The organism is Halovivax asiaticus JCM 14624, assembly GCF_000337515.1.
GTDB lineage: Archaea > Halobacteriota > Halobacteria > Halobacteriales > Natrialbaceae > Halovivax > Halovivax asiaticus.
Genome location: NZ_AOIQ01000008.1, coordinates 40363 through 63652, shown reverse-complemented (window position 1 = coordinate 63652; position 23290 = coordinate 40363). Strand labels below are relative to the sequence as shown.

Genomic DNA, 23290 nt, shown 5'->3' with positions numbered 1-23290 from the left:
GCCGCGCATACGAAACGGATCGTTGGGGGCGGCGAACCGCGTGGCCGTCGATGGCAACGAACTACTGTCGCGGTCCGTCTCGTTGAGGAGTCCGTTCCAGCCGTTCTCAGTGTGCCATATCGAGGAGGAAGATGAGGAGAAACCCGACGAAAAACAGCGTCGTCGATGTCGGCGTTTCCGGCACCTTCTGGGCCTTCACGAGGAGTTCCTCCGTCACCAGATAGAGGAGCGCGGCGGACCCGAACGCGAGCACGAGCGCAATCGGCGTTCCCGACACGCCGCTGAGTGCGAACACACCGACGAGTACGCCGAGGAGCAACAACAATCCGAAACTTCCCGGTACGGCGAGTTTCCTGAACGTCCCCATCTCCTCGGGCAACGCGATGACGCCGGTGACGCCGAGGAACAGGACCTCGATGGCGAGCGCGACCGCGATGAGGACGCCGGTGGCCGGTTCCGTCAGGAACGCCACCCCGATGAGCACGCCGTCGATCACCATGTCGATAGCGACGGTGACGAGCAGGCTGGCCGCGCCCGCGATCTTCCCGCCGATGCCTCGCTTCTCGACGTACGTTCCGAGCCGGTGGACGCCGAGCATGGTCACGACGCCGATCGCGAACCCCACGACCACCACGCTCGGGGCGCGAGTGTGGACATCTGGCAGGAGCTCGGCGGCGACGGCGGCGAACACGACGCCGGCAGCGAAGTGCTGGACGTTGCTCTCCATCTGCGCCGACGGCGACCGGTAGATTGCGATCACGCCACCGACGAGTGCGGCGACGACCGCCAGCATCGTGTACGAAACCGCCTGGACCAGTACTTCGGTCATCTTTTCCCTCCTACTTCGTCCAGCTAGTTGAGTACTGTCGCATAATCGCCTGATCGCGTATTCGTCGGATCGACTCACTAACGGATACGTGAAGCCCTCGATTGTGCTGCCCGCCGCGAGCCCGCTCGCACCTTCGGGAGAACGTTCGGCCCGTCGCGTTCACGTCGAGTTGGCCCTCGACAGTCGTGAGTCCTTGTCGGCGGCGAACCGATCGTGCGTCGACGGCGTCTCCGGTCATTCGCGGGTCCCAGGGAAACTACGTCGAAAACCCACCATTGCACGTTCGCTCACTGCCGCTCCGGCTGGGGCCCGCCGCCTGTCTGGGCCTCGTGAGCGTCGCTCCACCCGCCGGCGTCGACGACCTCGAACAGCTTTCGCCAGTTTTGCGTGTCCTCGCTCTCCGGAAGCTGGTTTCGAAGCTGTTCGAAGTCCGAGCCGGGCACCTGCTCGCGGACCAGATCGATAATCACTCTGGTGTGATAGGCGACGGTGGCCTTGTCACGCCCCTCGATCTCGCTGGCCCGGTCCAGAAACTCCGCCCAGTCGAATCGCTGCCCGTGTTCGTCGACGGCACCGGTCAGGTACCACTTGATCTCCATCGGGAGCGACGCGGCGAGATCGGCTGCGTTCTCGGCGGGAATACGCTGACCGAGCGGGTACAGCGTCGCCCGGATCGCTCGCACGGTTTCTCCGGTTCCCGGGAGTTCGAGTCGGTGCTGTACCTCGCCCGTGAACTCGTTGAAGTTCATACGCAAACCGCCCACGACCACCCTCATCACTGCTAGTGGTACGTGTTGGGCCGAACGAACGTCTCGCGACCGAGTTGGGCACCGATTTCTGTTGTCTCCGTTCCGCTCGTAACGGGGAGAAACCGCCGAACGTGTCACGGAGGAAAATCGGCGATCGAATTCGGGTGGCACTACCAGAGCGGGACGAACGGGGTCGTGTTATATGCTCCTCGACATCGTTCGATCAGTCCGACGGCGGACGAAAGAACCCGCTTACGACGGGTATCGGACCGTCGATCGTGATCGAGGCCGGCTCACGTGAGATCGATTCGATTGCGCGCACGGTCCGGTCGTCGAGAGCGACTGGCAGTGCCATTGCTGCCGGGAGCGATCGAGCGGTGTACCGTCTTCCGAACGACCCGCTTACAGATCCATGGACATCGAAGCTATCGTTTCGACCGAGTACGTCGAGTTCGACCCCAAGACACCCGTCTCGAAGCTCGCCGGGGCGTTCGCGGACTCCGAGGTCACCGGGGTCGTCGTGCACGGCGACGAGTTCGACGGCGTCGTCACCAGACGCCAACTCGCTCGCTCGCACGTCCAGCCCGGACAGACGATCGGATCGCTCGTCTGGCACGTCCCGCGACTCACACCGGACGAGGACGTCCGCCACGTGGCGCAGTTGATGATCGACAGCGACTCGCAGTTGCTCCCCGTGTTCGACGGGCAGCACCTGGCCGGTGTCGTCACCGCCGACGACATCCTGCGGGCGGTCCAGCCGTTTCTCGACGCGGCGACGGTCGCGGAGGCGTATTCGGCGGACCTCGTGACGCTCGACCCGGACTCGACGCTGGGCGACGCGCTCTCCCTGTTTCGCGAGGAGCACATCACACACCTTCCGGTGGTCGAGGACGACGCCGCTGTCGGCGTGTTGAGCCTCTACGACGTGACCGACCTGACGGTCAGGGCCGAGGTGCAGAGCCAGGGTGGCGACGCGGGTGGCGTCGACCCGTTCGGCGGCGAACTCGCGGACAGCACCGGTCGGACCCACGGCGGATTCGGCGCCCGTGAGGGAGAGAGCGATCGGATGCTCGATTTGCCCGTCCGAGACGTGATGGCGTCGCCGGTCCGGACGATTCACCCCGACGAGACGCTCGAGGTCGCCGTCGACGAGATGTTCGACGTCGGCGGCTCGTCGCTCGTCGTCACGACCGACGGGTCGCCCCACGGCATCGTCACGACGACGGACGTGCTCGACTCGTTGACGTGGGAAGCCGAGGGCAATCGGGCGGTCCAGGTCTACGGGACGGATCTGATCGACGACACAACCTACGAGGACATCGTCCAGATGGTCGACGGGTTCGACGACCGGGATCACGGCATGTCGATCTTGGACGCGAAGGTCCACCTGCACGAACACGACGAGAAGCGTCGGGGCGTCCCGCTTTTGCTCGCACGGATCAGGCTGCACACTGACCGCGGACTCTACATCGCCTCCGGTGAGGGCTACGGGGCGACGCAGGCGCTGAAAGAAGTGCGCGACGTCCTCGAGCGGCAGATCCGCGATCGGAAGACCCGCGGCCGATCGAAGAAGCCGCCGGACGAGGCGTTCTGGGAGAAGCGATTCGGCTGGTTACTAGAGGAGTGAGGCACGCCGAGAACACCGTCACTCCGAGTATCCCTCCTGAAGAAAGGTTCCCTCCGTCTCGTATATCGACACCAGCTCGGCGATGAACTCCTCGTAGGTCTCGTCCGTCTCGGTGTGCTCGTCGAGTCGTTCTCTGAGGTCGTCGCTGATCTCTATCGTGTGGGGCATGGGTGGGCGCTCCGGTGGAGGGAGTCATGCGGCCGACCGATAAAATACCCTGCCGCCGATGCGAGGGCTGGGAGGATTTCGGACCGCTCGTCGTGCGGCCGTTTCGGCCCGTGTCGAGACCCGCCACGAAACGACGGCACTCGATTACGACTCGGGCCGTCGACGACGCCGGGCGAGCCAGTAGCCGATCCCCGCGAGCCCGATCACTCCGGCGATCGTCGCGATCAGGCGAGCCCGTCCGGCCGCCGCCTCGCCGACCACGGGTTCGACGGGGGTACCGTCACGGGTTGGCGTGCCGATTGTGACGGTTCGCGACCCGCCGCCCGCCGCCGTCTCGACGACGGCTGCGTCGCTCTCGGTTGCCTGGGCGTCTGCGCCGGATTCGACGAACGCGGCGAAGTCGGCCGCGAAGGATTCGACCTCGTCCCAGTCGGTATACTCGTAATCCCGCGAGGTGTCCGTGTCGCCGGTCGTCACGGCCGAGACGAGCCTGAAGGCCGCGCGGGTCGGCCAGTCGTACTCGGTGTAGGTCACGGCACCGGGGAACAGCCCGATTCGGTCGGGGACCCAGTCCGTCCCCTGGGCGAGGGCGTCCACCCACTCGATCGCCCCGCTCTGGGCCCACTCCGAGGGGAGGATCGAGGCGAACGAGAGCTGGACGAACGCGGTCGGCTTCTCGCGGAGCGTCGTCGCGTGTTCGCCGACGAAGTCAACGATTTCCGGGACGTGCGCGCGGTTGACGACTGGCGAGGCGACGACGATTCCGTCGTAGTCGATCTCCGGTAGGGTCGTCGCGTCCCGGACGTCGGTTCTGGTGACGCTGTGGCCCCGTTCGGCGAGGACGCGCTCGACGAATCGCGCGACCTTCGCGGTCTGTCCCGTTTCGCTGCCGTAGACGATGAAGAACGACGCCATGGGGGATCGTCGGCGACTACGTCGGCCACCGTCCTAAAGCCGCCACCGGCGACGTCGCCCGCCGTCTGCGTGCCCCACCGTGCGTGACTTTTGGATGTCGTGATTCACGGCGCGTAGGTCCCCGTCACCTGGGTCTGCGCGACGACGTGGTCCTCGATCGCGTTCCCGAGTGTCTCGGCCAGCGCGCCTTCGGACAGGTCGAGGGTGGTGTCGAGTGCGTACAGTTTGAACCGGTAGGTGTGTTCGCCGTCCGGTGGCTTCGGGCCGCCGTAGCCGACCTCGCCGAAGTCGTTCTCGCCCTCGACGGCGTCGGTCGGCTCCCACGCTCGCGGGATGTCGTCCCGCTCGGGATCGACGTTCCAGACCAGCCAGTGGACCCAGATCTTGCCGGCGGGGTCGACGGCGTCGGGATCGTCGACGACGAGGGCGAGCGACGTGGCGTCGTCGGGGACGCCGGAAATCTCGAGCGGCGGGTTGACGTTCCCGCCCTCGTAGGCGTGGGTGTCCGGAATCGGGTCCCCGTCGTCGAAGGCGGGACTCGACACCCGTAGCTCGCCCCGCTGGTCGGCGACCGACAGCGCGTGATTGTACGCGTCGCTCACGCTCCCTCCTGGAGGAATCGCCCCTCCTGCTCGTAGATCGCCACCAGTTCGGTGAGGAACTCCTCGATCGTCTCGTCCTCCTCTAAGTGGCCCTCGATCCGCGCGGCGAGGTCGTCGTCGAGTTCGATCGTCGTGGGCATTCGAGGCCCCTACACCAACCAGATGAATAAATGCGGGGCCGTCGCCGCACGATACCTCGACAAGAGTGAAGAGTTGAGTCGTGAACGATATTCTCACATTGAAGCCGGTGAACTCGGTGATATCGCAACTGAAGCGCTTGAAGCGGTAGACAGTGGACTACCATCTACTGGTGAGTAGAGCGTCTTGACCCTCAATACGGGATGAGTTAACTAACTAAATACTACGACTCGCTCATTTTGAATGCCTTTAGCGGAATAAACTGCCCAAATAGAAGCTTGAACATCAAAAGCAGCCAAGTAGCATAAAACACGCTAACGGCTACAACCCTCTCTGGGGTTTTGGGAGCGTAATCATTATACGGAAGAATCTCTGTCAGAAGACCGGTCAGGAGCATCGCTCCAGCTAATGCTCCAAGGATTTTACCCATAATTATCGCGAAGTCTTTCGGATCTCTCCAGCGCATAGATTATCTCTCATCTACATCCTCTTTGTGATTGTGGATGTGTATTAAAATGGAATTAGGGGTGTTTTCATCTCAAATTTCGTATTAGCACTAAACCGGGGCCGTTGCGTTCCGTGGTGTGCTGGGTGGCGTCGGTGGAGTTGTTTCCCGCGACTCGTCGCTCCACGAATCGGCCACCGGTGAAACAGAGATCCTTTCCTACTAGTTGTCGATAATTATATGGTGGTTCGCTTCGACGGGCTGAACGGAAGCCACGCTCTCCATTGACTGCGCAGGGGACATGCGTCTCAGAAATGTCCCGGGTGATAGTAGCACCCGAGACGTGGCTTCCAAACCCATCCGGGTTTAGTCACCATGCTACGAAATCCACCATCGAGACAAAAAGGTCTCGCACAGCAGTGGCATCGACAGCCGAAGCACTACCCCGAATTCGTCTGGGATTCGAAACTCGGTAGGGATCTGATTCTCAGCCTCGGAAATCTGAAGGTGAACTGAGATGGGTCGCTACGAGTACGACGAGCCGGTGCCGGACGAGCCGTGTGAACGGTGTTGTGCAGATTTGGAGGAGACGCACTGGGCCAAACTGCGAGCGATTCCCGACGGTCCGTCCGCCAGCGGATATCGAGAGTCGGAGAAGCGCGTCTGTGTCGACTGTTTGGCAGCGCTGGGGATGCTGGAGTTCGAGATGAACGGTGTGTCTGGAGGTGGATCGGAACCGGTGTAAGGAGAGCGGGGACGGCTGGGGCGGGGAGCCATCTAGTATCGTTCCATCGACAGTCGTGAACACGAGCGGTTGAGCTGAGTTTTCTGTTGTTGTCCGTTGGTCGATTACTTTTGAGACGCCTCTGTGACTAGTGGAGTTCCATGATTCTTCCTCGGGAGTAGCGTGTCCTGCCGTCTTCCGTGAACACGATGAACTTGGTTGCGTGTGCATAATTGGAACCGGATTTCCTTAGCGCGTGACTCCTGGGGGTCAGGCAATTGAATGAGAAATGGTAATTTTAGGAATAGTCTTAATTTCCTGTAAATGGTATGTTTGGTATGTCGAAACTCGAAGTACCAGAGTTAGATTGGAAGGAAAGGGTGACCCGTGATGTAATTCTGAAACTTCTACCGAATAATCTATCTGATTATGACGATCTCCACGATGAAGACGTTAAAGCTGCTAAATCAATACTAGCTCAGGAGTATGTAGAACATGGGCACATAAATGGGATACTGAAAATAGGAATTATACTGCTTTTCTACGACATTATGTTTTTATTCCCAACATTTGCTTACGGTTTAGCTATAAGCGCATATGGGAGTCTTTTATTGGCCATGCCAGCGCTGCATACGCCCGGATCACTAACCAGCGAGGTAGTCGAGCGGTCTAGGGACCTCCAACAATCTATTCGACTAAATGCAGAACGATCTGTGAAAACAAATATTGGGGTAGTAGGCCTCACAATTGGGTTTACAGTCCAGATCTTTGCAGCAGTAAATGCTCTACCGGGAGAAATCGTTCCGTGGAATTACTTTCAAGGTGATATCGGGAATGGAGTGGCATTTGTCACCGTCCTTCTAATATCAGACATTGTGTTAAATAGGCTCTCAAAAAGCCGATATCAGGAAATAGCTTCGACGCTGTTTACGAAAATATAGCGATTGGTGTGAGTCGAATATCTGGAGACTCAATGTAGAACATTGATTCGTTGGTTTCTTCGTCGTATAAACCAGACATCTCATCTGCCATTTTTTTCATTTTTCGCCTTCTTTCTTGCCGCTCACTTCTGTCACGAGTATTCATCTCATCGAATATGGAAAAGTGATGCTCTCTTTCAGAGCCCTCAAAAATATGCTCAATACGGCCGAAAACAGTATACTCTCTGTATTTACTCGGAAATTCATCAGCAACATCGGTCAAGTCATTCTGTGAAAGTTTGAAGACATAGCGGCCATCAACTTCACCGGACATCTCAATCTCATAGTAGTCACGAGCGTCATCCAATTCATTCTTGAACGCCACTGGATCAATTTCTTCCTCAGAGAAATCCACATAATCAGAAATGTCAAAATTATATTTGTCACTGATTCTCATAAGTTTAGCAACGGGTGACTCTCGGATTCTACCAGTAACAGAAATATAGTCATTGTCATCTAATTGTGCCCGCTTTTTCTTGCTCAAAGATTCAAGCTCCTCCACTCCCATCTCATCATCCATCATACCGAAGAATACGGCTAGCTGACCAACAGGAGTGCTCTGAATAGTACGAACAACCTCTTCAGTCTCTCCCGATGACTTCTGCCTATTATATTTTAAAATTTTGTATAAATTGAGTCCTCCTCCACTCGTCTTTGATTCGTTTTCAGTATGGGTTTCGACCAGCTCAGCAACCTGTCCCTCGTTCACAAACTGAAGTTTCTGCTTGACACGCGCCTCATCGATGTAGACAAAATCAGGCAATTCGTTGATACCAACCATATGTTTGGTAAACCACCTGTCGTATATAATCCCTTGGAGAGGGTTTTAAGTCCGGCACATAATGAATTCCCAGATCTTCTTAGCTACTTTGAACGGTAGTGTTGGTCTGGGACTCAAGGTCTTCCAGTTGCTTTTCGATCTCTGTCAGTCGAAACTCGTGAGACAGTAAGATCGAAATGAGGTGTGTCGTCAACGGATCAGAGTGGTTCAGAATTCTACCGGCGCCGACGAAATTCCGAGCCTGATCGAATAGGCGGTCGAAGTGATCCTGATACTCGATTCGAAGCGCTCGGTAGTATCGCGACCGCTCGTTTTCGAACTGTATCGCGATAGGTGGGATTTGTCTTTCACACATCAAGGGAGACTGGCGCGGTCTGGATATGCGTGGGAGTAACCGTCTCGGAACTTCCGAAATTTTCGCGCACCACTGGGGGTGGAGCTGTGCTGAGGCGCTACGGTTAGTTTTGGATCTTGGCCGTAGCCACACACTGTGCTGTGGTTCACGGCCCATTCCAGCACGTTCCAAAGTCCACACTATCTCCTGAACTTTCTTTTCCGTCCACTATTGATCCGTGGCAACAACCACCCAGATAACCGTACTCCCTCCTACATTCCTCCCCCGAACCTGTAGAGAAAACAATTATAGTGGACTAAATTGAAGGCGTGGATATCGATGACTTTCAGGGATTCTCCCCTTCCCAAAACCCGCACTATCCCCACGGAGGGCGAGTAGATGGGCCGGAAGAAGCGCCGGAAGCGCGCGGACCGGGAGCGCGCGAGCGAGCGCGACAACGCCGACGACGAGGCGGAGCGCGACGCAGACTCGGCCCTCGGGACGCCGATGGGCATGCCGGACGCGCCGATCCCGGATTCCCCGATGCCCGACTCGCCTATGCCGGACGCGGGCGTTCCCGATATGGGGATGCCAGGAGCGCCGATCCAGCGCCACCCGCAATCCGAGGAACCAGGGCAGGCATCGCTGGACGGCGAGGCCGGTGAACGATCTTCGCTGGAGTCGCTGTACGACTCACTCGACGGGTCCAGGCTCGAGGCGCTCGATCAGATCAGGGCGGACGACGAGCTGTGGGCCTCCTGGCAGTCGACGATCGAGTCCGACGTGATCCAGCGCGAAATCGAAGCCAACGGGTGGGGCGTGATCGAGGATGCGCTCGACCGGTACCATCGGAACATCGTCCAGCAGGGCCACGAACCGGTCGCGTTCATGACCGGCGACGAAGCGAACGAGTGGTACTTTGAAACCAACGAAGATGCCGACGCTCCTCACAAACCTGGCTGTATCGCGCTAGAGTTCAAACCGAGTGACGCGGATCAACTATACAGGATGACCAAGGAAGGCAAAGAGCGCGGTCCGTTCTTCGCCCGACTCGAAACGATCCAATCTCAAAGCAGCCGGGAGGACATTTTGAACGCTCTCGGCCTGAAAGAGGAGTGGAGCAAGTACGAGGATGGGGAACCGGGGTATGATATGGTCGCGAAACTCACGATCACGGGGGACGAAAACACATCGATTCTCTCGACCATTATTGCCCCGATGGAAGATGACTCGCCGGCGGTTGTTGAACGCGAAACGGCGCCCGTCGAACGGCCGGGGGGCGAGGAGCAATTTTGGCTCACCGACTTCTTCCCGAAGGACAGTTTCAACATGGTCGGGCCACTTTCAGAAGTCCAAAACGAAAACCAATGACTCGAGTAGACTACAACGGCCGGGAGTTAACGATCGGGGAACAAAGCACGATGCTTCGTCACGAAATTGACGACGTTATCGAGGCAGAGGGTACTCTTCTGGTCTTATTGTATCCGGAAGAAGGGAATCGAGATCGCCGGAACGTGCTTGGTTTCGACAAATCTGGAAACAAACTCTGGGAGTCGAAAATACCAGAAAACTCGGAAAAGCACATGTTCGGAGAATTGTACAAGGAGGGCGATGACGTGATCGGTTGGAGCTGGAACCACAACGAGTACAAAATCGATCCCACCACCGGTGAACTAGAGAACCTCGGCTACGGTGGGAAATAACCTTCCACGATGAACTGTTCCCGATATAGAGCCTGTACGAGGTGAGTGTTCCGTGCCAGCGGTACTGTCCGACGGGAACGTACTGACGATCGGTGGCACCGATATCGAAGTTGATCATCCTATTGGACAGGTGCTCGAGATGGAAGACCGAGTCCTCGTCTTGCTCTCTCCCAGTCAGGACGCTGGTCGAGACCGGCAAAACGTCCTCGCCTTCTCGTACGATGGGGACCTGCTTTGGAAGTCGGGGATCCCTGAAAAATCAGACAGACATATGTTTGGCAGTTTGACGACGGAAGATGGCGATATCATCGGCTGGAGTTGGAACAAGCACGAATATCGAATCGACCCTGAGACAGGCGAACTGGAAGATCGAGGCTTTCGAGGAAAGTAGACACCGACTGTCCTCGCCGCACTCCTGAACACCACCCAATGACCACGATAGACTACAGCGGTACCGAACTCCGCATCGACGGCGAGACGACTATCACACTCCGCCACCGGATCGAGGAGACGCTGGAGGTCGGGGACAAAATCCTCGTGCTTCTGTATCCCGGTGAGGGGAACCACGATAGAAGAAACGTGCTCGCATTCGACACGACCGGAGAGAAGTGCTGGGAGTCAGAGATTCCCGAGAATGATGACCGGCACATGTTCGCCGGAATACGGGCCCGAGATGGTGAAGCGATCGGGTGGAGTTGGAATAAACACGAATACAGAATAGATCTCGATACGGGTGCCCTGACGGACCTCGGCCGGTCGGGGAAATAACCACACAGGTGAGCCTGCTACTCGTGTTTCTGTCGAGTAGGAGGAGAACTAGGGGAGAACCGATGAACGAAGAATACGTCCGAAAGTATACGGACTTGATCAGAGAGTTCGTGCGTGGAGAGGTCACTGCCACGGAGTTCTCTACGAAATACATGAACGAATTCTTGGATGACGACGAGATACCTGACGATGAGGTATTCGAATCTCTCGACTATCTCTTTGTGGAGGCTGATGCGTATTGCGGGCCGGAACTCAGAGACGATGTTATCGGTGGCATCGGGGAAGCGGAACTCGAAGCGTCTGCAACGGAAGTATTAGAAGAACTGAACGAACTCCTGGACGAAAACGACAGGTAACCCTCGCTCCAGATGGGGGCTAGATATCCATGACAGCAACTGACTCGTCCATTGGCGAGCAGGCAGTCGCCCATCTCGTCGAACACGGTTACGGCCCGCGCTCGGAGATTCGTGGCTGTACTGACGAGGAACTGGACAGCCTGGAAGAACAGTTCGATCTCGAACTCCCGGCAGCATACCGGTCGTGCATGCGTCACATTAGAGCGGACACGAACGGCTTTTTCCGCGGAAGCGAATTCACGTATCCGGCGCCGAAATATCAGCGTCAGTTCGCCGAAGACAGTCTCGACGAGTGGGAGCACCTCGACTTCTCGTTCGACCACTCGGATTTCGTCTTCCGGGGTCTTCAGGGGTCAGCCTTCTGGTTCTTTGACACAGAGGCGGGAGCCGATCCGCCGGTCTATCGATATATGGAAGACGAGGAACCCGAGCTGGTGTCGGATACCTTCTCCGAATGGTTGTTCGACGAAATCCGAAAGCGCGGGACGAACGCAGGTGACGAGTAAATTTTGTGGCTCCCTAAGCTCTGTAAACCCCTCTGCCTAACCGAAACCGAACCCAACGAACGGTCAACTAAAGTCGTGTCCGATGACAGGACAGTCCGATAGCGTATGATCGAGTTCACGCTTCGGGACCTCTCCTCCGGTACAGACTGGTACGAGGTGACCGGTGGGATGGCTCCCGACGAGATCCAGTACACCATCAGGACCGATGAGCAGACGATCCAGCAACAGGACTCACTGACGGCACTGCTCGGTCTCTATCTCGCTGCAGAAGACGGGTCCGACGCTGATGTTAGGGAACTCGCGGCGTACGAACTGCACGAATCGGACGACACCGTCCAGCTCGGTGGTCGCGTCTTCTCCGAGGACATCACGATCGCTGGTGACACCGAAACCCTGCACCGGGCGATGCAGCCGTTCCTGTCGGCGCTCTTCGAACGGCTAGACGAGCAGAGTACGCCTTCGCAACGGAGCGAGGCCTTCGCGTACCTCTCGTCCACCTTCGGCGTCGATATGGACGCGATCTATACCGACCTGGTTTGAGGCGACCGGGCGGCTGTCGGTGGTCTCTCCACACCGAGGCTGAAACCGTGACCTGACACTGACCCGGGATTCGGAAGCACAGATATCGCAGCCACGACCTTCCTCGGACCGTTTGGCCACCCCGCTCGTTTAATCCGGCAGACGGTGTACGACGGGCGATGGACGAGCCGAATCAGTCGACGACCGGTTCGGAATCGATCCAGGCGATCGACGTCGGCGACGTCGAACTGGAAGGGGATCTCCGCGTGCCCGAGGGGGCGAGCGGCCTCGTGCTGTTCGCCCACGGCAGCGGCAGCAGTCGGCACAGCCCGCGGAACAACTTCGTCGCCGAGCGTCTGCGCGAGCGCGGCGTCGGCACGCTCCTGTTCGACCTGCTGACGGAGGCGGAGGATCGCGACCCCGACGCGCGATTCGATATCGACCTCCTCACGGAACGGCTGGTCGGCGCTACCGAGTGGGTTCGCGAGCGCTCGGACGTCGGCGACCTCGCCGTGGGGTACTTCGGGTCGAGCACCGGGGCGGCGGCCGCTCTCCGTGCGGCGGCCCGGCCGGAGACGGACGTCGGCGCCGTCGTCTCGCGCGGCGGTCGCGTCGACATGGCCGAGGCCGTCCTCGGGGACGTCACGGCGGCGACGCTGTTCGTCGTGGGCGGGGCCGACCACCCCGTCCGCGAGTGGAACGAGGCGGCCTTCGAGCAACTCGGCGGCGACCGCTCACTCGAAGTGGTCCCCGGCGCGGGACACCTCTTCGAGGGGGAAGGACAACTCGAGACTGTCGCGGACCACGCTGCCGACTGGTTCGCCGAGCACCTCGCCTGAGGCGACCGTGACCCGAGACGACGGCGGCCCAGCGGACGAAGACGGCGGGAGGGAAGCGGGAGACGATTCTGCGACGGACAGGGACGAACCCGACCCGGCTACCGACGACCATCTCCTCGACGAGTCCGGTGCGAGCACCGACGAGCGCGACGTGGACGACGGCTCTGCGAACGGCGTGACCGGCGGGATCGGCGAACGGGCGACCGAACTGGGTGTCTCGCGGGAGCAACTGGGCGAGCGTGCCGCCGAGCTGGGCGTCACCCCAGAGGGACTCGGCGTCGAGACGTACGAACCGGACACGGGGCCCCGCGCCGAAGAGCTTCCCTCGGACGAACCGCCGCGCCAGATCGGGGTGCAGGCGGAGGCGCTGGACCGGACGCGGACGGTGGCCGATCGATTGCGGTTGCCACGACCGGTGCTTCGACGTCTCGCGCTGCTTGGTGTGCTGTACGTTCTGTTCACGGCGGGGCTGATTCTCGCTTTCGGGGACGGAGCGGGCCGAACGCCGCTCGTCCCGTCTATCGTCGTCGTCGCGTTCGTCTTCCAGACGACGGACTCCGCGGCGGGGATGGGATTCGGGACCGCCATCGCGCCGCTGTTGTTCGTCTTCGGGTATACGCCCCTGCAGGTCGTCCCCGTCCTCGTGATGGCGCAAACGATCGCCGGACTCGTCGCCGGGCTCGTCCACCACGACGTGGACAACGTCACGTTTTCGCTGTGTCCCGCCAACGACGAGACGAAGCTCCTCTCGCTGCTCGCGGTGACGAGCCTCGTCGGCGTGGCCGGCGCGACCGTCCTGACGTACTTTGCGCTCGAACTGCCGGACTCGTTCGTCCGAACGTACGTCTCGATCCTGGTCGTGCTGATGGGCCTGGTCGGACTCCTGCGGGTGAAGGTACGGACGAGAATGACGTATCGCCCCCGTCGGCTCGTCGGATTCGCCCTGCTGGCCGGCGTGAACAAGGGCATCGGTGGCGGCGGCTACGGCCCAGTCGTGACGCTCGGCCAGATCTTCTCCGGCGTGTACGAAAAGAGCGCGGTCGCGATCACCACGCTCGCCGAGGGTATCGCCTCGTTCGTCGGCTCGATCGCGTTCCTGGGCCTCATCTACTACGGCGTTCCGGTAGACCTGCAACTCCTCCCCTCTATCTTCGCGGGTGGGTTTCTCGCGGCGATCGTCGGTCCCTACCTCGTCCGCGTCGTTCCGAACACCGTCTGGCGCTACGTGATCCCGTTGTACGCGTTCGGAATCGGGATCCTGGGGCTGGCGTTCGGTCTGGGGGTTTGAGGGACGACGAGCGTAGGGTCCCACTGGACATCTACCGTCGCGAAAGAACAGGGTTTCACACGCCGCGAGATTTCTCTCCCGGCTCTGGGACGTGTCTCTCCATCCTGCGGGTACCGTACGCGACGGCGATCATCGAGACCCCGGTCACGAACAGGCTCGCGCCCACAAGCACGCCGACGACCCAGACAGCGTCGACGGGGAACCCTGCCCACAGGAAGTCCGGCCAGGACGAGCGAGAGTACGCCGCTGGCCGCGACCCAGCCACGGCCCGAGCCGCTTCCCATGCGGAGGCTCGCCACGAGCTCCGCCAGTCCGTCGACCAGAAGGTAGGCAATAGCCAGCAGCGTCAGGCTCGCGAGACCGATCAGCGGGTTGCCCAGGATGAGGAGGCCGGCGACGATCGTGATCCCGGCGAGTGCCGCTTGCCAGAGCGACCCCGCCCACCCGTCGGTCGTGAACGCGTGTCCGGCGTGGACGACGCCGCCGACGAGGAGCGCGGCGCCGAGGACGTACGCGAGCGCGATACCGGTACCGAACGGCAGCGCGGCCGCGATCAGTCCCAGTACGGCGATCAGTCCGCCCGCAACCGCGAGCGGGCGCCAGTTCGTCTCGATCGATTCTTCGGTGCCTGGTGTGATGGTGCTCATGACTCTCCCAGTAGTGAGCACGCGTCGGAGGGACGTAATACCCTACACAATCTTACAATATTTGTGAGTTGACAATATCCGGTTGGATCGGACCGACGATCGGTATCTGGCCCGACGGTGGCAGCCGGCTCGACGGCGCCTACACCCGTTCGATCAGCGTCGCGATGCCCTGTCCGAAGCCGATGCACATCGTCGAGAGTCCGTACCGGCCGTCGCAGGCCTCGAGCTGGTAGGGAAGCTTGCCGACCAGCGCCGCCCCGGTCGCGCCGAGCGGGTGGCCGTGGGCGATGGCGCCGCCCCAGACGTTCGTCCGCTCCCAGTCGGCGCCAGTCTCGGCGAGCCACGCAGCGACGACGGAGGCGAAGGCCTCGTTGACCTCGAAGCGGTCGATGTCGTCGACCGAGAGGTCGTTGCGTTCGAGGAGTTCTGCCGTCGCCGGGATCGGCCCCGTGAGCATGGTGATCGGATCGACGCCGACGACCTGCGTGTCGACGATGCGCGCGAGGGGGTCCCAGCCGTAGCGCTCGCAGGCCTCGCCGGAAGCGATCAGCGTGGCCGCGGCGCCGTCGACGATTCCGGAGGCGTTGCCGGCGTGGACGACCCCCTCGCCCGCTTCGCGGAAGGCCAGCGGAAGTTCACCCAGCGTCTCGCGGTCGGTCTCCGGGCGCGGGTGTTCGTCGCGTTCGACGACGCGCTCCTCGCCGTCGACCGTGACCTCGACCGAAATCAGCTGCTCGTCGTAGCGGCCCGCCTCGTCCGCCTGGCCCCATCGGCGCTGGGAGTCGACGGCGAGTCCGTCGAGTTCGTCGCGTGGACAGTCCCACTGCTCGGCGATGCGTTCGGCTCCCTCACCTTGCGTCGTGAGTTCGTCCACGTGCTCGAAGTACGTCTCCGTCACGCCCGTTTCGGCGGCGTACGTGTCCGCGTCGGCCGCCGAATCGGCTCCCATCGGGACGCGGGTCATGTGTTCGACGCCGCCGGCGACGAGGACGTCGGCCAGTCCGCCGCGAATCTGCCCCGCGGCGAAGTTGATCGCCTGCTGGCCGGAGCCACACATCCGGTTCAGTTGGACGCCGGGAATTTCGTCGCCCCATCCGGCGACGAGCGGTGCGAGCCGACCGACGTTCATCCCCTGTTCGCCGATCGGCGTCACGCAGCCGTAGACGACGTCCTCGGGGTAGCCACTCTGTGTGAAGTCGTTCCGATCCTCGAGGGCTTCGAGCGGTGCCGCCGCGAGATCCTGGGCGTGGATGTCTCGAAACGATCCACCTCGCTTACCGAAGGGCGTGCGGACGGCGTCGACGATGTAGGCATCTTGCATACGCGGTAGTTGGCGGGTGGCGCAGTTATTCTTTGGATCGACGCGGTCGGTCGCCGGCACCCGCGTGCCACCGGCTCCTATTGCCACGCCGGCTGGTGGTCCGGAAGATCCAGTAGTCTCGAACGTGTTCGTTCAGCTGGTATGGGTGAGCGACTTCGGGAGTTCGTGGCCGACGACTGCTGGTTGTTGATCGGTGTCGTGACGTTCGCGCTCGTGAGCCTCGCCGGTGTCGCCGGTTTCAGTACGCTCGCTGGGGTGGTATCGATCGTCGGCTGGTTTCTCCTGACGCCGATCTTCCTCTTCTGGGGCGACGAAATCGCCTCGCTGTTCGACGACCGAGGGGTATCGGATTCACACTCCAGTGAGTCCGACGCCTACGAGGAACTCAAGCGCCGGTACGCCGCGGGCGAGATTGACGAAGACGAATTTGAGCGGCGACTGGACCGATTGGTGGCCGCCGACGACTCGTTCGACGGGCCAGATTGGGGAACCGAATCCCCGTCCGCGACGAACGAGCCGGGCGGTTCGATTACCGCCGATCATCCGCCGGCCGTCGCCGACGAGGTCGACGAGCGCGACCGAACACGCGAGTTCGAGCAGTGAGGCTCGTTGCCGATCGAATGATGTCCGCCCGGATCGGTCCGATCGGTCGCGGTTGGTGATACTCGTGCGTGCAGGGAATACGACTTTGCGCCTCGATACCGTGAACCACGGCATGGACTGGCACCGATTCGAAACGACGATCGCGAGACAACAACTCGCCGGAGACGAGTCGATGCCGAGTGACGTGTTCGAGATCCTCTCCACCGAGGATGCCCGGTACGCCGTCTACGCGCTCGCACACGACCCGAACCGGACCCTCTCACAGCTCGCGGACTTCGTCGCCGGGTTCACCGCGATGCGCTCGGGAACGATCGCGACACCCGCGGATCACGAAAACGTGCGCATTCGCCTTCACCACGCCGTGTTACCCAAACTGGACGCGACCGGGTACGTCACCTACGATCGGTCGAACCAGACGATCGAGGCGGCACCCCGTCAGGAGACGGTGAACGCGGCGCTCGGACTCCGCGGGTGAGCGGGCGTGGAGTCACTCAGCGATGCCGTGGCATCGATCGAATCACGTCGGCGTACGCTCTCGGTCTACGCGGCGTCGAAATCGACCGCGACGGCGTTGTCGGAGCAGTTTTCGACCCGGAACGTCCGGGTCAGACACCGGCCGATGCCGGCGAGCGACGAACCGGGGTTCCTGCTCGTCCGGGATGCGGCGGGCGACTTCCGCGGCGCGATCGGACTCGACCGGCTGGACGCGCTTCTCTCCCCCGAACACCACCCGCCGTGGGAACTCGACGAATCCGTCGATACCGCGGCCATCTTCTCGTTTCTCGACAACACGCTCTTTACGTCTGCAAATCGGGGACAGCTCCTCGCGGTAACTCGCGAGATCGAGGAGCGGGCGTGGCGGACCGGCGCGGGGCGTCTGGTCGTCGGCTTCCAGACGGCAGCGGCGTTCGCCGACCAACTGCGCATCTACGATCGGTTCGCGACGGAGACGGACCTGACCGTTCGCGTCCTCGTCGCCGACGAGTGGGACGACGACTCGCCGCCGGGTATCGACCTTGCCGACGAGGTTGGCGGCGAGATCGACGCGTTCTGGTTCGTCTGTTTCGACGGCGGTGAGACCGCTCTGAACGCCTCCGCGATCGTCGCCGAGGAACGCAACCCCGGCCAGTACCGGGGGTTCTGGACGGACGACCCCGATCGTGTCACCGAACTGGCGGCGTACCTCGAAGCGACGTACGGTCGGCGGTGAGACTGACTCGGGGCGCGTTCGTCCACGGTCTCGCCGGCGACACCCGACATGACGGCTTGGTTCGCGTTGTATTTCGGAATTTGGCAGTCCGGTCGGCACGTACTCGGGCTGGGCGGGCCTGACGAATCCCCTCACTCGTGCCCGCCCTTCATCGGGCTGGGTCGCGAACGAGTACTATGCGATCGCTTTCGAAAGCCATCTTCGTTGGTGCCGCCGCGCTCTCCGGCTGGATCGCCTGGGGAATCTATACCACCCGGTCGACCGAGGCGATCCCGTATGCACACCGCCGGTCGGTGGACGGACTGGAGATCCGAACCTATCCGCAAACGGTTCGTGTCGAGACGACGGCGTCGAACCAGCGGGACGCGTTTCGCCGGCTCTACCGGTACATTACCGGGGCGAACGAGGGCGCCTCGACGCTTTCGATGACCCGCCCCGTCGAATCTCGTCGCGGCGATTCGATCGGGATGACTGCGCCCGTTCGAACGGACACGAAGGTGGGTGCCGAGCTGCAGACGCACGGACCGGCCTCGCCTGTCGACGGCAAACTGCGCATGTCGTTCTACCTTCCTCCGTCTCTCGACCCAGAGTCGGCGCCGGAACCGATAGATCCTGCCGTCTCGCTCGCGATCGACCCACCACGGACGGTCGCCGTAAAACGCTTCTCGTGGTACGCATCGGCCTGGCGTGTCAACAGTCTTGAACGAGCGCTGTTGCGAGCGGTCGAACGAGCGGGTTACAAACCTGTCGACGGCCCATTCCTGTTGCGCTACGACGATCCGTGGACACCGCCGTTCATGCGTCGTAACGAAGTCGCCGTCGAGATCGGAGCGATCGCCTGAACAACGGAGCCATATACGCTGTTAGCGCTGCCGCGGTCCCGGCCGACTATGCGATTGGTGATGCTGGCGAGTCTTCGACGTGGTATTTCTGGAATTTCGATGGGTTGGTTTGGAACCGTTCCTCCATCCGTCAATTTTGTCGAAGTCATTAATCGAGACGGTACTTTGGCAGCACTCAGAAAAATATTCACATTTCCAGTCTCAATACTAAAAATGTGAGAAAGTCACGAAATTATTTATATCTCCCTTGTCTATTGCCGTTTGCAATGTCAGATGACAACCGCGTCCCCCGGCGAATGGTCTTGAAATCGACAGGTGCGATGGTTGCCGGCGGCAGCCTCGTTGGCGCGTCACAGGCGGCTGCTGCGTCGCCAGATTCGAAAGCGGCCGGTGACGAGGCCCACGTCGTGGAGGTAGGGCCGGCTCGAACGGAGTGTGAGTCGATCCCACTCCTCCCGATCTCTGTCGAGGTCTGTGTCACGTTCGAGGGAGACACGATCAAGGTCTGTGGGATCCTCAACGACGGGACAGTCAAAGAGTGCGTGTCGCTGGAGGATGGTAACCTCTGTCGGAGCTGGAAACTCGGTCTCTTCGGTAACTCCGTCAGTATGGAGGCGTGCGCCGCCACCGACCTGTCGGAAGTGACGGTTACCGTCGAAGGGTGTACGTGGAGCGGGTGCGAATCGTACACCGTCACGTTCCGGCGGTAACAAATCGACTCCCATCACCGTCGAATATTTTTTCCAACCCGTCGTCACGCGCCGAGTCAGGTCGAACCACGCTACAGGCATGGAGACTCTCTCGTGTGGCTTACCCTGCTGTCGACTGTTCGCGTCGCACAGCAATCGTCGTCGCCACCAGTCGTGGGTTCGCCTGCGTCGACGATCGGCCGATCTCGCCCTCGCACGATGGTCGGTCTCGTTCGTCGGATCGAATGGGCTTCGGATCTGATCGGAACGACGGCCGCGTCACGGATCGCCGAGTGGCGCGGTGGCCGCTCCGGGTCCGTTTAGACCGTCTGTAAGTACTCCGTTCGGAGTTCGTCGTCCGAGAACGCCGATCCGTGGACGTTCTCCATGTGGTTCCGTGCCAGTTCGAGCGCTTCGTCTTCGTCCTCTGATTGGATGATGAAGTGGCAGTCGTTGACCGCTGCTTCGCAGTCGAGTTTGTGTACTTGTGCCATGAGTTCTCTCTCTTCCTTAGTCCCCCGCGGCCGCGCCGGCCTGGACGTGGTCCGCGATCTGTTCGGCCTCCTCGTAGAACGTGTCGACGTCGTAATCCTGCGCCTGGATCATGGCGCTGTATCGCGGCGTGTAGCTCGCGAGGAATGCGAGCTCCGATAGTTCGGCCTCGGAGGCGCCGTGGAGCTTCGCGACGCCCTTGTGGAAGTGCCTGCAGTACTCGCAGCCGATCGCGGCGGCAACCGCGAGGCCCACGAACTCGCGGACCTTCGGGTCGATTGCGCTTTCGCCAAAGAGGAACCGCTTCATCGTCGGCCACTCGTTTACGAGCGCCTGCTCCGGAAGTCCGTCGAGGAAGCCGGGAACGAATCCCAGGGTTTCCTCGATGTCCGCTCTCGTCTCGCCGTACGGTGTCGTGTTGGTCGCCATCGTCTTCTCACCCGAGTGGTGACCGGTTCACATGAACGTCATATGGTACCGTCCACCATTGGTCATACGCGAATAGTCTACTTAGAACTAACCGACAAAGCGAACGAGTATCGTCGCTGTCCAGTTTGGGGGTGACGTCGTCAATTCGTGCGATCGTCGCGGGGCACGTTCTCGGGTCTTTTCGACGCCGCGACACGACACACCAACCTCAAAGCCCCTTGACATCTTCTGATCGAATCGGGATGACCGTCTCACGGGCGATCGGTGCCCGTCAATCGCGGAGTCTGTGGAGCGTTGTGGCCGCCTGAGGAAACACGGACGATTCAGGCGCCAGGACAGTCGCGTCGAAGCCGAAAAACGTTCTTCACCCGGACGCTCCAACGCTCGGTTACGATCCAGTAATGTCGGCCGACCACTCCACGCTCGAGGCGATGTTTCGAACACACCCGGTAGAAAGCGCACTGTACACCGTATTACCGGCGGCCCTTGCAGTCGTCCAACTGCTAAGCAGTGTCGTGACGGGGCTGTCCCACACGGTCGCACTCGCGTTCGCCGTCGTGCTGGTCGGCTACGCCTGGCTGGTCACGAGCTACAGCGTGGCGCGCTTTCGGCGACGGCGCCTCGATGGGCTGGTCTGAAGCGGCGAGTGCGGTCGACCCGATTTGGGGAATGCCCGGGTCGCGCTCGCCCGCACGATCCGATTTTTTCGGACGTGCGAGTCTGCCAGGTCGTCTGTTCCCTCAAATCGCACTGGGGACTGTTTGCCAGGACCGTTGCCCGCCGTAAGGTGACGTTTCAGGAAGATGCAAGCAACGCGGCTTTTGTCGACCGACGGGTTAGGACACCCGTTATGGGAGACACTGACATGCTACGGGCGGACGGCGGCGCGGAGCGAGCGGGTGGCGACACGGGATACGGTGGCGACGCGGAACGCAACGTCCTCAATACGGACGTACTGCAGTGGGTGAGTGCGCTTGCCGCGATCGTGGGCCTGTGGCTCGTCGCCTCGCCCTTCCTGTACGAAGCGACGGATGCGGCGTACTGGAACAACACCCTCGTCGGAACCGGTATCTTCGCGCTCGCGGGGTACAACTTTTACCGCCTCTCGAAAGACCGCCTGGCGAGCGTCGGCGTGGCATCGCTGGCCATCCTGCTCGGCCTGTGGGCGGTCGTCTCGCCGTACCTGATCGACATGGGTGGATCGACCCTCTCGACGAGTACGATCGTTTCCGGCCTCGCCGTCGCGGCGCTTTCGGCTTACAGCGCCTACGCAAACAGCCGGGCCGACGTGCCCGACAGAGCGGGCGCGCGGGTCTGACGGATCGATACGTGGCTGGGCCGGTCGAGGGAGGATTCACCAATCGAATTCGTCGCGACCGTTGGGAGCGCTATCGGACTGTCGGCCCCTAACGAGCGGTTCAAGGGGCCTGGGTGATTTCGCTTCTGGCAGTGAGACTGTCCTCTGGTATAGGATTGTCCGGTCCTCTCTGGAATGGGAGTTCCACGTCGGCTCGTGGAGTGGCGCTGATACATTGATTCGTCGCGCCACCGCGGCCTGGTGGTTTTAGGCTAACCTAAATTATATGGTCGAGCCGTGCGAACGACCGCCTGATGAGGCCAGAGACCGATTGTTCGGACGGCTGTAGCCGGGGGCGGTAGTCGTGGTTGGAACGACGCTCGTCGAGTTACGGCAGTACATCGAGTCGCTCGCGAACGAGGCGGGTGACTTTTCACTCGTCTGTTGCCGAACTGGTGACCGACCGGTTCCAGCGGTCGGTCACCGATTCGAGAGTCGAGCGATCGCCAGACGGGCGGCTCGTGCAACAGACTGCTATCGGTCGGCGCTTCGACGGTACGATCCGCGGCTCCCGTACTCCGATATTATCGTCTGTCAAGGTGCGTTGGTCGACTCGCCACAACCGGTACAGCCGGACGCAAGCGCCGGTGACGCGGACTCGGACACCGAGGCGTGGTCACTTTCGGAACCGGTGATCAATCGAACCCACTCGGCGATCGACCACCGGGCCCTCGCGGAGTTCTGTCATCGGGTTGCGGGGACCGTGTTCGAGGCGCTCAGCGACAGCGGGTTCGATGCCGTCGAAACGGCCGTCATGGACGAGTACGTTCGACTCGCCGAGACCGTCGTCGATCCTGACGAACTGTGCCTCCGGTTGCTCGAAAGCATGGCGACCGAACTCGACGAGCGGCTGTCGGCCGAGGAAACGCGGACCGTACTCGCGAGCGCTGCGACTCGATTACCGGAACCCGAGACGGCCGGTGATCCACTGCGGTGTACGTTCGACTCGTTGCGCGAATGCGGGCTGTTCGGGCGGTACGTTCGGTCACTCGGGACGGCCGATGCCGATGCCCGGACACGATCCGTCGTCGTCCGAATCGGCGAGTACGCCCTCTCTCCACGTCGTGGTGGGCTCCCTACACTCCCGATCGCCCTCGAACTGTATCGCCACGGTCGAACGTGGGTCCCCTCGTCGATCCGTGTGCAGCCGGTCGACGACGACTGGGAATTCACGTTCGAGTTGCGTACAGGAGGGGTGGCCGTGGCGGATTCGAGTGGATTGCTCAGCACACCGATCCCTCGATGAGAACTGGCTGTGCTCGCACACGGTCATCTGTCGTTCCTGGAATCTATTTCGAAGTGAACTGATCCAAGGGGATTTCTCCGGGAAATGTGCTTGGATCGTGTCCTTGTGATCGTATACGTTGGATTCCGGGGCCGACAGGGAAGAATCGGAACGCCTTTAGGTCTTTTAGGCTATCCTAAACGA

General features: G+C 61.0%; 31 protein-coding genes and 2 pseudogenes. 21 read left to right on the top strand and 12 right to left on the bottom strand.

Annotated elements, in window-relative coordinates; translation table 11 throughout:
• Positions 1-106: 106 nt before the first annotated feature.
• Positions 107-829 carry a ZIP family metal transporter gene (locus C479_RS04170; protein ID WP_007698320.1) on the bottom strand — a complete coding sequence of 241 codons (723 nt, stop codon included), beginning with the start codon at positions 827-829 and terminating at the stop codon, positions 107-109.
• A gap of 287 nt (positions 830-1116) precedes the next feature.
• A complete protein-coding gene (locus C479_RS04160; protein WP_007698317.1) occupies positions 1117-1578 on the bottom strand; it encodes a DUF2267 domain-containing protein in 462 nt (153 codons plus the stop codon).
• A 412-nt stretch (positions 1579-1990) separates the two neighbouring features.
• Between C479_RS04160 and C479_RS04155 the strand changes: the two genes are divergently transcribed.
• On the top strand, positions 1991-3205 hold the full coding sequence (locus C479_RS04155) for a CBS domain-containing protein (protein WP_007698314.1): 1215 nt from the start codon (positions 1991-1993) through the stop codon (positions 3203-3205).
• A gap of 18 nt (positions 3206-3223) precedes the next feature.
• On the opposite strand, the gene C479_RS16470 is transcribed toward C479_RS04155, so the two are convergent.
• The 4 genes from C479_RS16470 to C479_RS16465 form a co-directional block, all read right to left on the bottom strand.
• Entirely contained in the window at positions 3224-3373 is a 150-nt protein-coding gene (locus tag C479_RS16470) for a DUF7557 family protein (RefSeq protein ID WP_007698311.1), read from the bottom strand.
• A 144-nt stretch (positions 3374-3517) separates the two neighbouring features.
• Positions 3518-4288, bottom strand: coding sequence for a flavodoxin domain-containing protein (locus C479_RS04150; RefSeq protein WP_007698310.1), 771 nt, complete (start codon positions 4286-4288; stop codon positions 3518-3520).
• A gap of 104 nt (positions 4289-4392) precedes the next feature.
• Positions 4393-4890, bottom strand: a complete 498-nt coding sequence (locus tag C479_RS04145; RefSeq protein WP_007698309.1) for a YbhB/YbcL family Raf kinase inhibitor-like protein — start codon at positions 4888-4890, stop codon at positions 4393-4395.
• The gene (locus tag C479_RS16465; RefSeq protein WP_007698308.1) at positions 4887-5030 is read right to left on the bottom strand and encodes a DUF7557 family protein; all 144 of its coding nucleotides are present in this window, start codon (positions 5028-5030) and stop codon (positions 4887-4889) included. The genes C479_RS04145 and C479_RS16465 overlap by 4 nt, the downstream gene beginning before the upstream one ends.
• Before the next feature lie 40 nt (positions 5031-5070).
• Between C479_RS16465 and C479_RS17025 the strand changes: the two are divergent.
• A pseudogene (locus C479_RS17025) lies at positions 5071-5208 on the top strand (site-specific integrase); the annotation flags it as partial.
• Positions 5209-5251: 43 nt separating this feature from the next.
• Here C479_RS17025 and C479_RS04140 read toward each other — a convergent pair.
• Positions 5252-5494, bottom strand: a complete 243-nt coding sequence (locus C479_RS04140; protein WP_049907067.1) for a hypothetical protein — start codon at positions 5492-5494, stop codon at positions 5252-5254.
• Positions 5495-5990: 496 nt separating this feature from the next.
• Between C479_RS04140 and C479_RS04135 the strand changes: the two genes are divergently transcribed.
• Together C479_RS04135 and C479_RS15995 are read left to right on the top strand one after the other, a co-directional pair.
• Entirely contained in the window at positions 5991-6218 is a 228-nt protein-coding gene (locus tag C479_RS04135; RefSeq protein ID WP_007698299.1) for a hypothetical protein, read from the top strand.
• Between the two features lie 317 nt (positions 6219-6535).
• Positions 6536-7138, top strand: coding sequence for a hypothetical protein (locus tag C479_RS15995; RefSeq protein ID WP_152415797.1), 603 nt, complete (start codon positions 6536-6538; stop codon positions 7136-7138).
• Here C479_RS15995 and C479_RS04130 read toward each other — a convergent pair.
• Entirely contained in the window at positions 7125-7958 is an 834-nt protein-coding gene (locus C479_RS04130; protein WP_007698296.1) for a DUF6414 family protein, read from the bottom strand. The genes C479_RS15995 and C479_RS04130 overlap by 14 nt on opposite strands.
• A gap of 733 nt (positions 7959-8691) precedes the next feature.
• Between C479_RS04130 and C479_RS04120 the strand changes: the two genes are divergently transcribed.
• From C479_RS04120 to C479_RS04080, 9 genes are all read left to right on the top strand, one after another.
• Positions 8692-9663, top strand: coding sequence for a hypothetical protein (locus C479_RS04120; RefSeq protein WP_007698291.1), 972 nt, complete (start codon positions 8692-8694; stop codon positions 9661-9663).
• Positions 9660-9995 carry a hypothetical protein gene (locus C479_RS04115; RefSeq protein WP_007698289.1) on the top strand — a complete coding sequence of 112 codons (336 nt, stop codon included), beginning with the start codon at positions 9660-9662 and terminating at the stop codon, positions 9993-9995. Before C479_RS04120 ends, C479_RS04115 begins: the two co-directional genes overlap by 4 nt.
• 52 nt (positions 9996-10047) lie before the next feature.
• On the top strand, positions 10048-10386 hold the full coding sequence (locus C479_RS04110; RefSeq protein WP_049907066.1) for a hypothetical protein: 339 nt from the start codon (positions 10048-10050) through the stop codon (positions 10384-10386).
• A gap of 38 nt (positions 10387-10424) precedes the next feature.
• Positions 10425-10763: a hypothetical protein gene (locus C479_RS04105; protein WP_007698286.1), complete on the top strand. Its 339-nt coding sequence runs from the start codon at positions 10425-10427 to the stop codon at positions 10761-10763.
• 62 nt (positions 10764-10825) lie between these two features.
• On the top strand, positions 10826-11119 hold the full coding sequence (locus tag C479_RS04100) for a colicin immunity domain-containing protein (RefSeq protein ID WP_007698284.1): 294 nt from the start codon (positions 10826-10828) through the stop codon (positions 11117-11119).
• Positions 11120-11148: 29 nt separating this feature from the next.
• On the top strand, positions 11149-11625 hold the full coding sequence (locus C479_RS04095; RefSeq protein ID WP_007698282.1) for an SMI1/KNR4 family protein: 477 nt from the start codon (positions 11149-11151) through the stop codon (positions 11623-11625).
• A 105-nt stretch (positions 11626-11730) separates the two neighbouring features.
• A complete protein-coding gene (locus C479_RS04090) occupies positions 11731-12165 on the top strand; it encodes a hypothetical protein (RefSeq protein WP_007698279.1) in 435 nt (144 codons plus the stop codon).
• A 158-nt stretch (positions 12166-12323) separates the two neighbouring features.
• Positions 12324-12983 carry a dienelactone hydrolase family protein gene (locus tag C479_RS04085; protein ID WP_007698276.1) on the top strand — a complete coding sequence of 220 codons (660 nt, stop codon included), beginning with the start codon at positions 12324-12326 and terminating at the stop codon, positions 12981-12983.
• Positions 12984-12990: 7 nt separating this feature from the next.
• A complete protein-coding gene (locus C479_RS04080; protein ID WP_007698273.1) occupies positions 12991-14271 on the top strand; it encodes a sulfite exporter TauE/SafE family protein in 1281 nt (426 codons plus the stop codon).
• A 55-nt stretch (positions 14272-14326) separates the two neighbouring features.
• On the opposite strand, the pseudogene C479_RS04075 reads toward C479_RS04080, so the two are convergent.
• Together C479_RS04075 and C479_RS04070 are read right to left on the bottom strand one after the other, a co-directional pair.
• A pseudogene (locus C479_RS04075) lies at positions 14327-14918 on the bottom strand (HdeD family acid-resistance protein).
• A gap of 139 nt (positions 14919-15057) precedes the next feature.
• A complete protein-coding gene (locus tag C479_RS04070; protein ID WP_007698267.1) occupies positions 15058-16239 on the bottom strand; it encodes a thiolase family protein in 1182 nt (393 codons plus the stop codon).
• A 141-nt stretch (positions 16240-16380) separates the two neighbouring features.
• Here C479_RS04070 and C479_RS04065 point away from each other — a divergent pair, with 141 nt between their 5' ends.
• The 5 genes from C479_RS04065 to C479_RS04045 all read left to right on the top strand — a co-directional run bounded on the left by C479_RS04065 (position 16381) and on the right by C479_RS04045 (position 19604).
• Positions 16381-16842 (top strand): SHOCT domain-containing protein, encoded by a 462-nt coding sequence (locus tag C479_RS04065; protein WP_007698263.1) that lies wholly within the window; start codon positions 16381-16383, stop codon positions 16840-16842.
• Positions 16843-16954: 112 nt separating this feature from the next.
• On the top strand, positions 16955-17317 hold the full coding sequence (locus C479_RS04060) for a DUF7344 domain-containing protein (protein WP_007698261.1): 363 nt from the start codon (positions 16955-16957) through the stop codon (positions 17315-17317).
• Positions 17318-17323: 6 nt separating this feature from the next.
• Positions 17324-18052: a hypothetical protein gene (locus C479_RS04055; RefSeq protein WP_007698259.1), complete on the top strand. Its 729-nt coding sequence runs from the start codon at positions 17324-17326 to the stop codon at positions 18050-18052.
• 176 nt (positions 18053-18228) lie between these two features.
• Complete coding sequence (locus C479_RS04050) at positions 18229-18894, top strand: SOUL family heme-binding protein (RefSeq protein ID WP_007698256.1); 666 nt, start codon at positions 18229-18231, stop codon at positions 18892-18894.
• Between the two features lie 266 nt (positions 18895-19160).
• A complete protein-coding gene (locus C479_RS04045; RefSeq protein ID WP_152415796.1) occupies positions 19161-19604 on the top strand; it encodes a hypothetical protein in 444 nt (147 codons plus the stop codon).
• A 299-nt stretch (positions 19605-19903) separates the two neighbouring features.
• Here the strand turns inward: C479_RS04045 and C479_RS15745 are convergent, their stop codons facing one another.
• Together C479_RS15745 and C479_RS04040 are read right to left on the bottom strand one after the other, a co-directional pair.
• Positions 19904-20077, bottom strand: coding sequence for a DUF1059 domain-containing protein (locus C479_RS15745; RefSeq protein ID WP_007698251.1), 174 nt, complete (start codon positions 20075-20077; stop codon positions 19904-19906).
• 16 nt (positions 20078-20093) lie between these two features.
• Positions 20094-20504, bottom strand: coding sequence for a carboxymuconolactone decarboxylase family protein (locus C479_RS04040; protein WP_007698239.1), 411 nt, complete (start codon positions 20502-20504; stop codon positions 20094-20096).
• Positions 20505-20935: 431 nt separating this feature from the next.
• Between C479_RS04040 and C479_RS04035 the strand changes: the two genes are divergently transcribed.
• The 3 genes from C479_RS04035 (at position 20936) to C479_RS04025 (ending at position 23107) form a co-directional block, all read left to right on the top strand.
• A complete protein-coding gene (locus C479_RS04035; protein WP_241430157.1) occupies positions 20936-21142 on the top strand; it encodes a hypothetical protein in 207 nt (68 codons plus the stop codon).
• A gap of 212 nt (positions 21143-21354) precedes the next feature.
• Positions 21355-21822: an SPW repeat domain-containing protein gene (locus C479_RS04030; protein WP_007698234.1), complete on the top strand. Its 468-nt coding sequence runs from the start codon at positions 21355-21357 to the stop codon at positions 21820-21822.
• Between the two features lie 343 nt (positions 21823-22165).
• The gene (locus tag C479_RS04025) at positions 22166-23107 is read left to right on the top strand and encodes a DUF7551 domain-containing protein (protein ID WP_007698231.1); all 942 of its coding nucleotides are present in this window, start codon (positions 22166-22168) and stop codon (positions 23105-23107) included.
• Positions 23108-23290 lie beyond the last annotated feature (183 nt).

What these genes read in the sequence shown, in the direction of transcription:
- C479_RS04160 (WP_007698317.1), bottom strand. Translation starts at nt 1,578, where the DNA reads ATGAACTTCAACGAGTTCACGGGCGAGGTACAGCACCGACTCGAACTC.
- C479_RS04040 (WP_007698239.1), bottom strand. Translation starts at nt 20,504, where the DNA reads ATGGCGACCAACACGACACCGTACGGCGAGACGAGAGCGGACATCGAG.
- C479_RS04105 (WP_007698286.1), top strand. Translation starts at nt 10,425, where the DNA reads ATGACCACGATAGACTACAGCGGTACCGAACTCCGCATCGACGGCGAG.
- C479_RS04170 (WP_007698320.1), bottom strand. Translation starts at nt 829, where the DNA reads ATGACCGAAGTACTGGTCCAGGCGGTTTCGTACACGATGCTGGCGGTC.
- C479_RS04095 (WP_007698282.1), top strand. Translation starts at nt 11,149, where the DNA reads ATGACAGCAACTGACTCGTCCATTGGCGAGCAGGCAGTCGCCCATCTC.
- C479_RS04155 (WP_007698314.1), top strand. Translation starts at nt 1,991, where the DNA reads ATGGACATCGAAGCTATCGTTTCGACCGAGTACGTCGAGTTCGACCCC.
- C479_RS04030 (WP_007698234.1), top strand. Translation starts at nt 21,355, where the DNA reads ATGGGAGACACTGACATGCTACGGGCGGACGGCGGCGCGGAGCGAGCG.
- C479_RS04070 (WP_007698267.1), bottom strand. Translation starts at nt 16,239, where the DNA reads ATGCAAGATGCCTACATCGTCGACGCCGTCCGCACGCCCTTCGGTAAG.
- C479_RS04085 (WP_007698276.1), top strand. Translation starts at nt 12,324, where the DNA reads ATGGACGAGCCGAATCAGTCGACGACCGGTTCGGAATCGATCCAGGCG.
- C479_RS15995 (WP_152415797.1), top strand. Translation starts at nt 6,536, where the DNA reads ATGTCGAAACTCGAAGTACCAGAGTTAGATTGGAAGGAAAGGGTGACC.
- C479_RS16465 (WP_007698308.1), bottom strand. Translation starts at nt 5,030, where the DNA reads ATGCCCACGACGATCGAACTCGACGACGACCTCGCCGCGCGGATCGAG.
- C479_RS04035 (WP_241430157.1), top strand. Translation starts at nt 20,936, where the DNA reads ATGTTTCGAACACACCCGGTAGAAAGCGCACTGTACACCGTATTACCG.
- C479_RS04150 (WP_007698310.1), bottom strand. Translation starts at nt 4,288, where the DNA reads ATGGCGTCGTTCTTCATCGTCTACGGCAGCGAAACGGGACAGACCGCG.
- C479_RS04090 (WP_007698279.1), top strand. Translation starts at nt 11,731, where the DNA reads ATGATCGAGTTCACGCTTCGGGACCTCTCCTCCGGTACAGACTGGTAC.
- C479_RS04045 (WP_152415796.1), top strand. Translation starts at nt 19,161, where the DNA reads ATGTCAGATGACAACCGCGTCCCCCGGCGAATGGTCTTGAAATCGACA.
- C479_RS04100 (WP_007698284.1), top strand. Translation starts at nt 10,826, where the DNA reads ATGAACGAAGAATACGTCCGAAAGTATACGGACTTGATCAGAGAGTTC.
- C479_RS04140 (WP_049907067.1), bottom strand. Translation starts at nt 5,494, where the DNA reads ATGCGCTGGAGAGATCCGAAAGACTTCGCGATAATTATGGGTAAAATC.
- C479_RS16470 (WP_007698311.1), bottom strand. Translation starts at nt 3,373, where the DNA reads ATGCCCCACACGATAGAGATCAGCGACGACCTCAGAGAACGACTCGAC.
- C479_RS04135 (WP_007698299.1), top strand. Translation starts at nt 5,991, where the DNA reads ATGGGTCGCTACGAGTACGACGAGCCGGTGCCGGACGAGCCGTGTGAA.
- C479_RS04130 (WP_007698296.1), bottom strand. Translation starts at nt 7,958, where the DNA reads ATGGTTGGTATCAACGAATTGCCTGATTTTGTCTACATCGATGAGGCG.
- C479_RS15745 (WP_007698251.1), bottom strand. Translation starts at nt 20,077, where the DNA reads ATGGCACAAGTACACAAACTCGACTGCGAAGCAGCGGTCAACGACTGC.
- C479_RS04060 (WP_007698261.1), top strand. Translation starts at nt 16,955, where the DNA reads ATGGACTGGCACCGATTCGAAACGACGATCGCGAGACAACAACTCGCC.
- C479_RS04065 (WP_007698263.1), top strand. Translation starts at nt 16,381, where the DNA reads ATGGGTGAGCGACTTCGGGAGTTCGTGGCCGACGACTGCTGGTTGTTG.
- C479_RS04050 (WP_007698256.1), top strand. Translation starts at nt 18,229, where the DNA reads ATGCGATCGCTTTCGAAAGCCATCTTCGTTGGTGCCGCCGCGCTCTCC.
- C479_RS04120 (WP_007698291.1), top strand. Translation starts at nt 8,692, where the DNA reads ATGGGCCGGAAGAAGCGCCGGAAGCGCGCGGACCGGGAGCGCGCGAGC.
- C479_RS04115 (WP_007698289.1), top strand. Translation starts at nt 9,660, where the DNA reads ATGACTCGAGTAGACTACAACGGCCGGGAGTTAACGATCGGGGAACAA.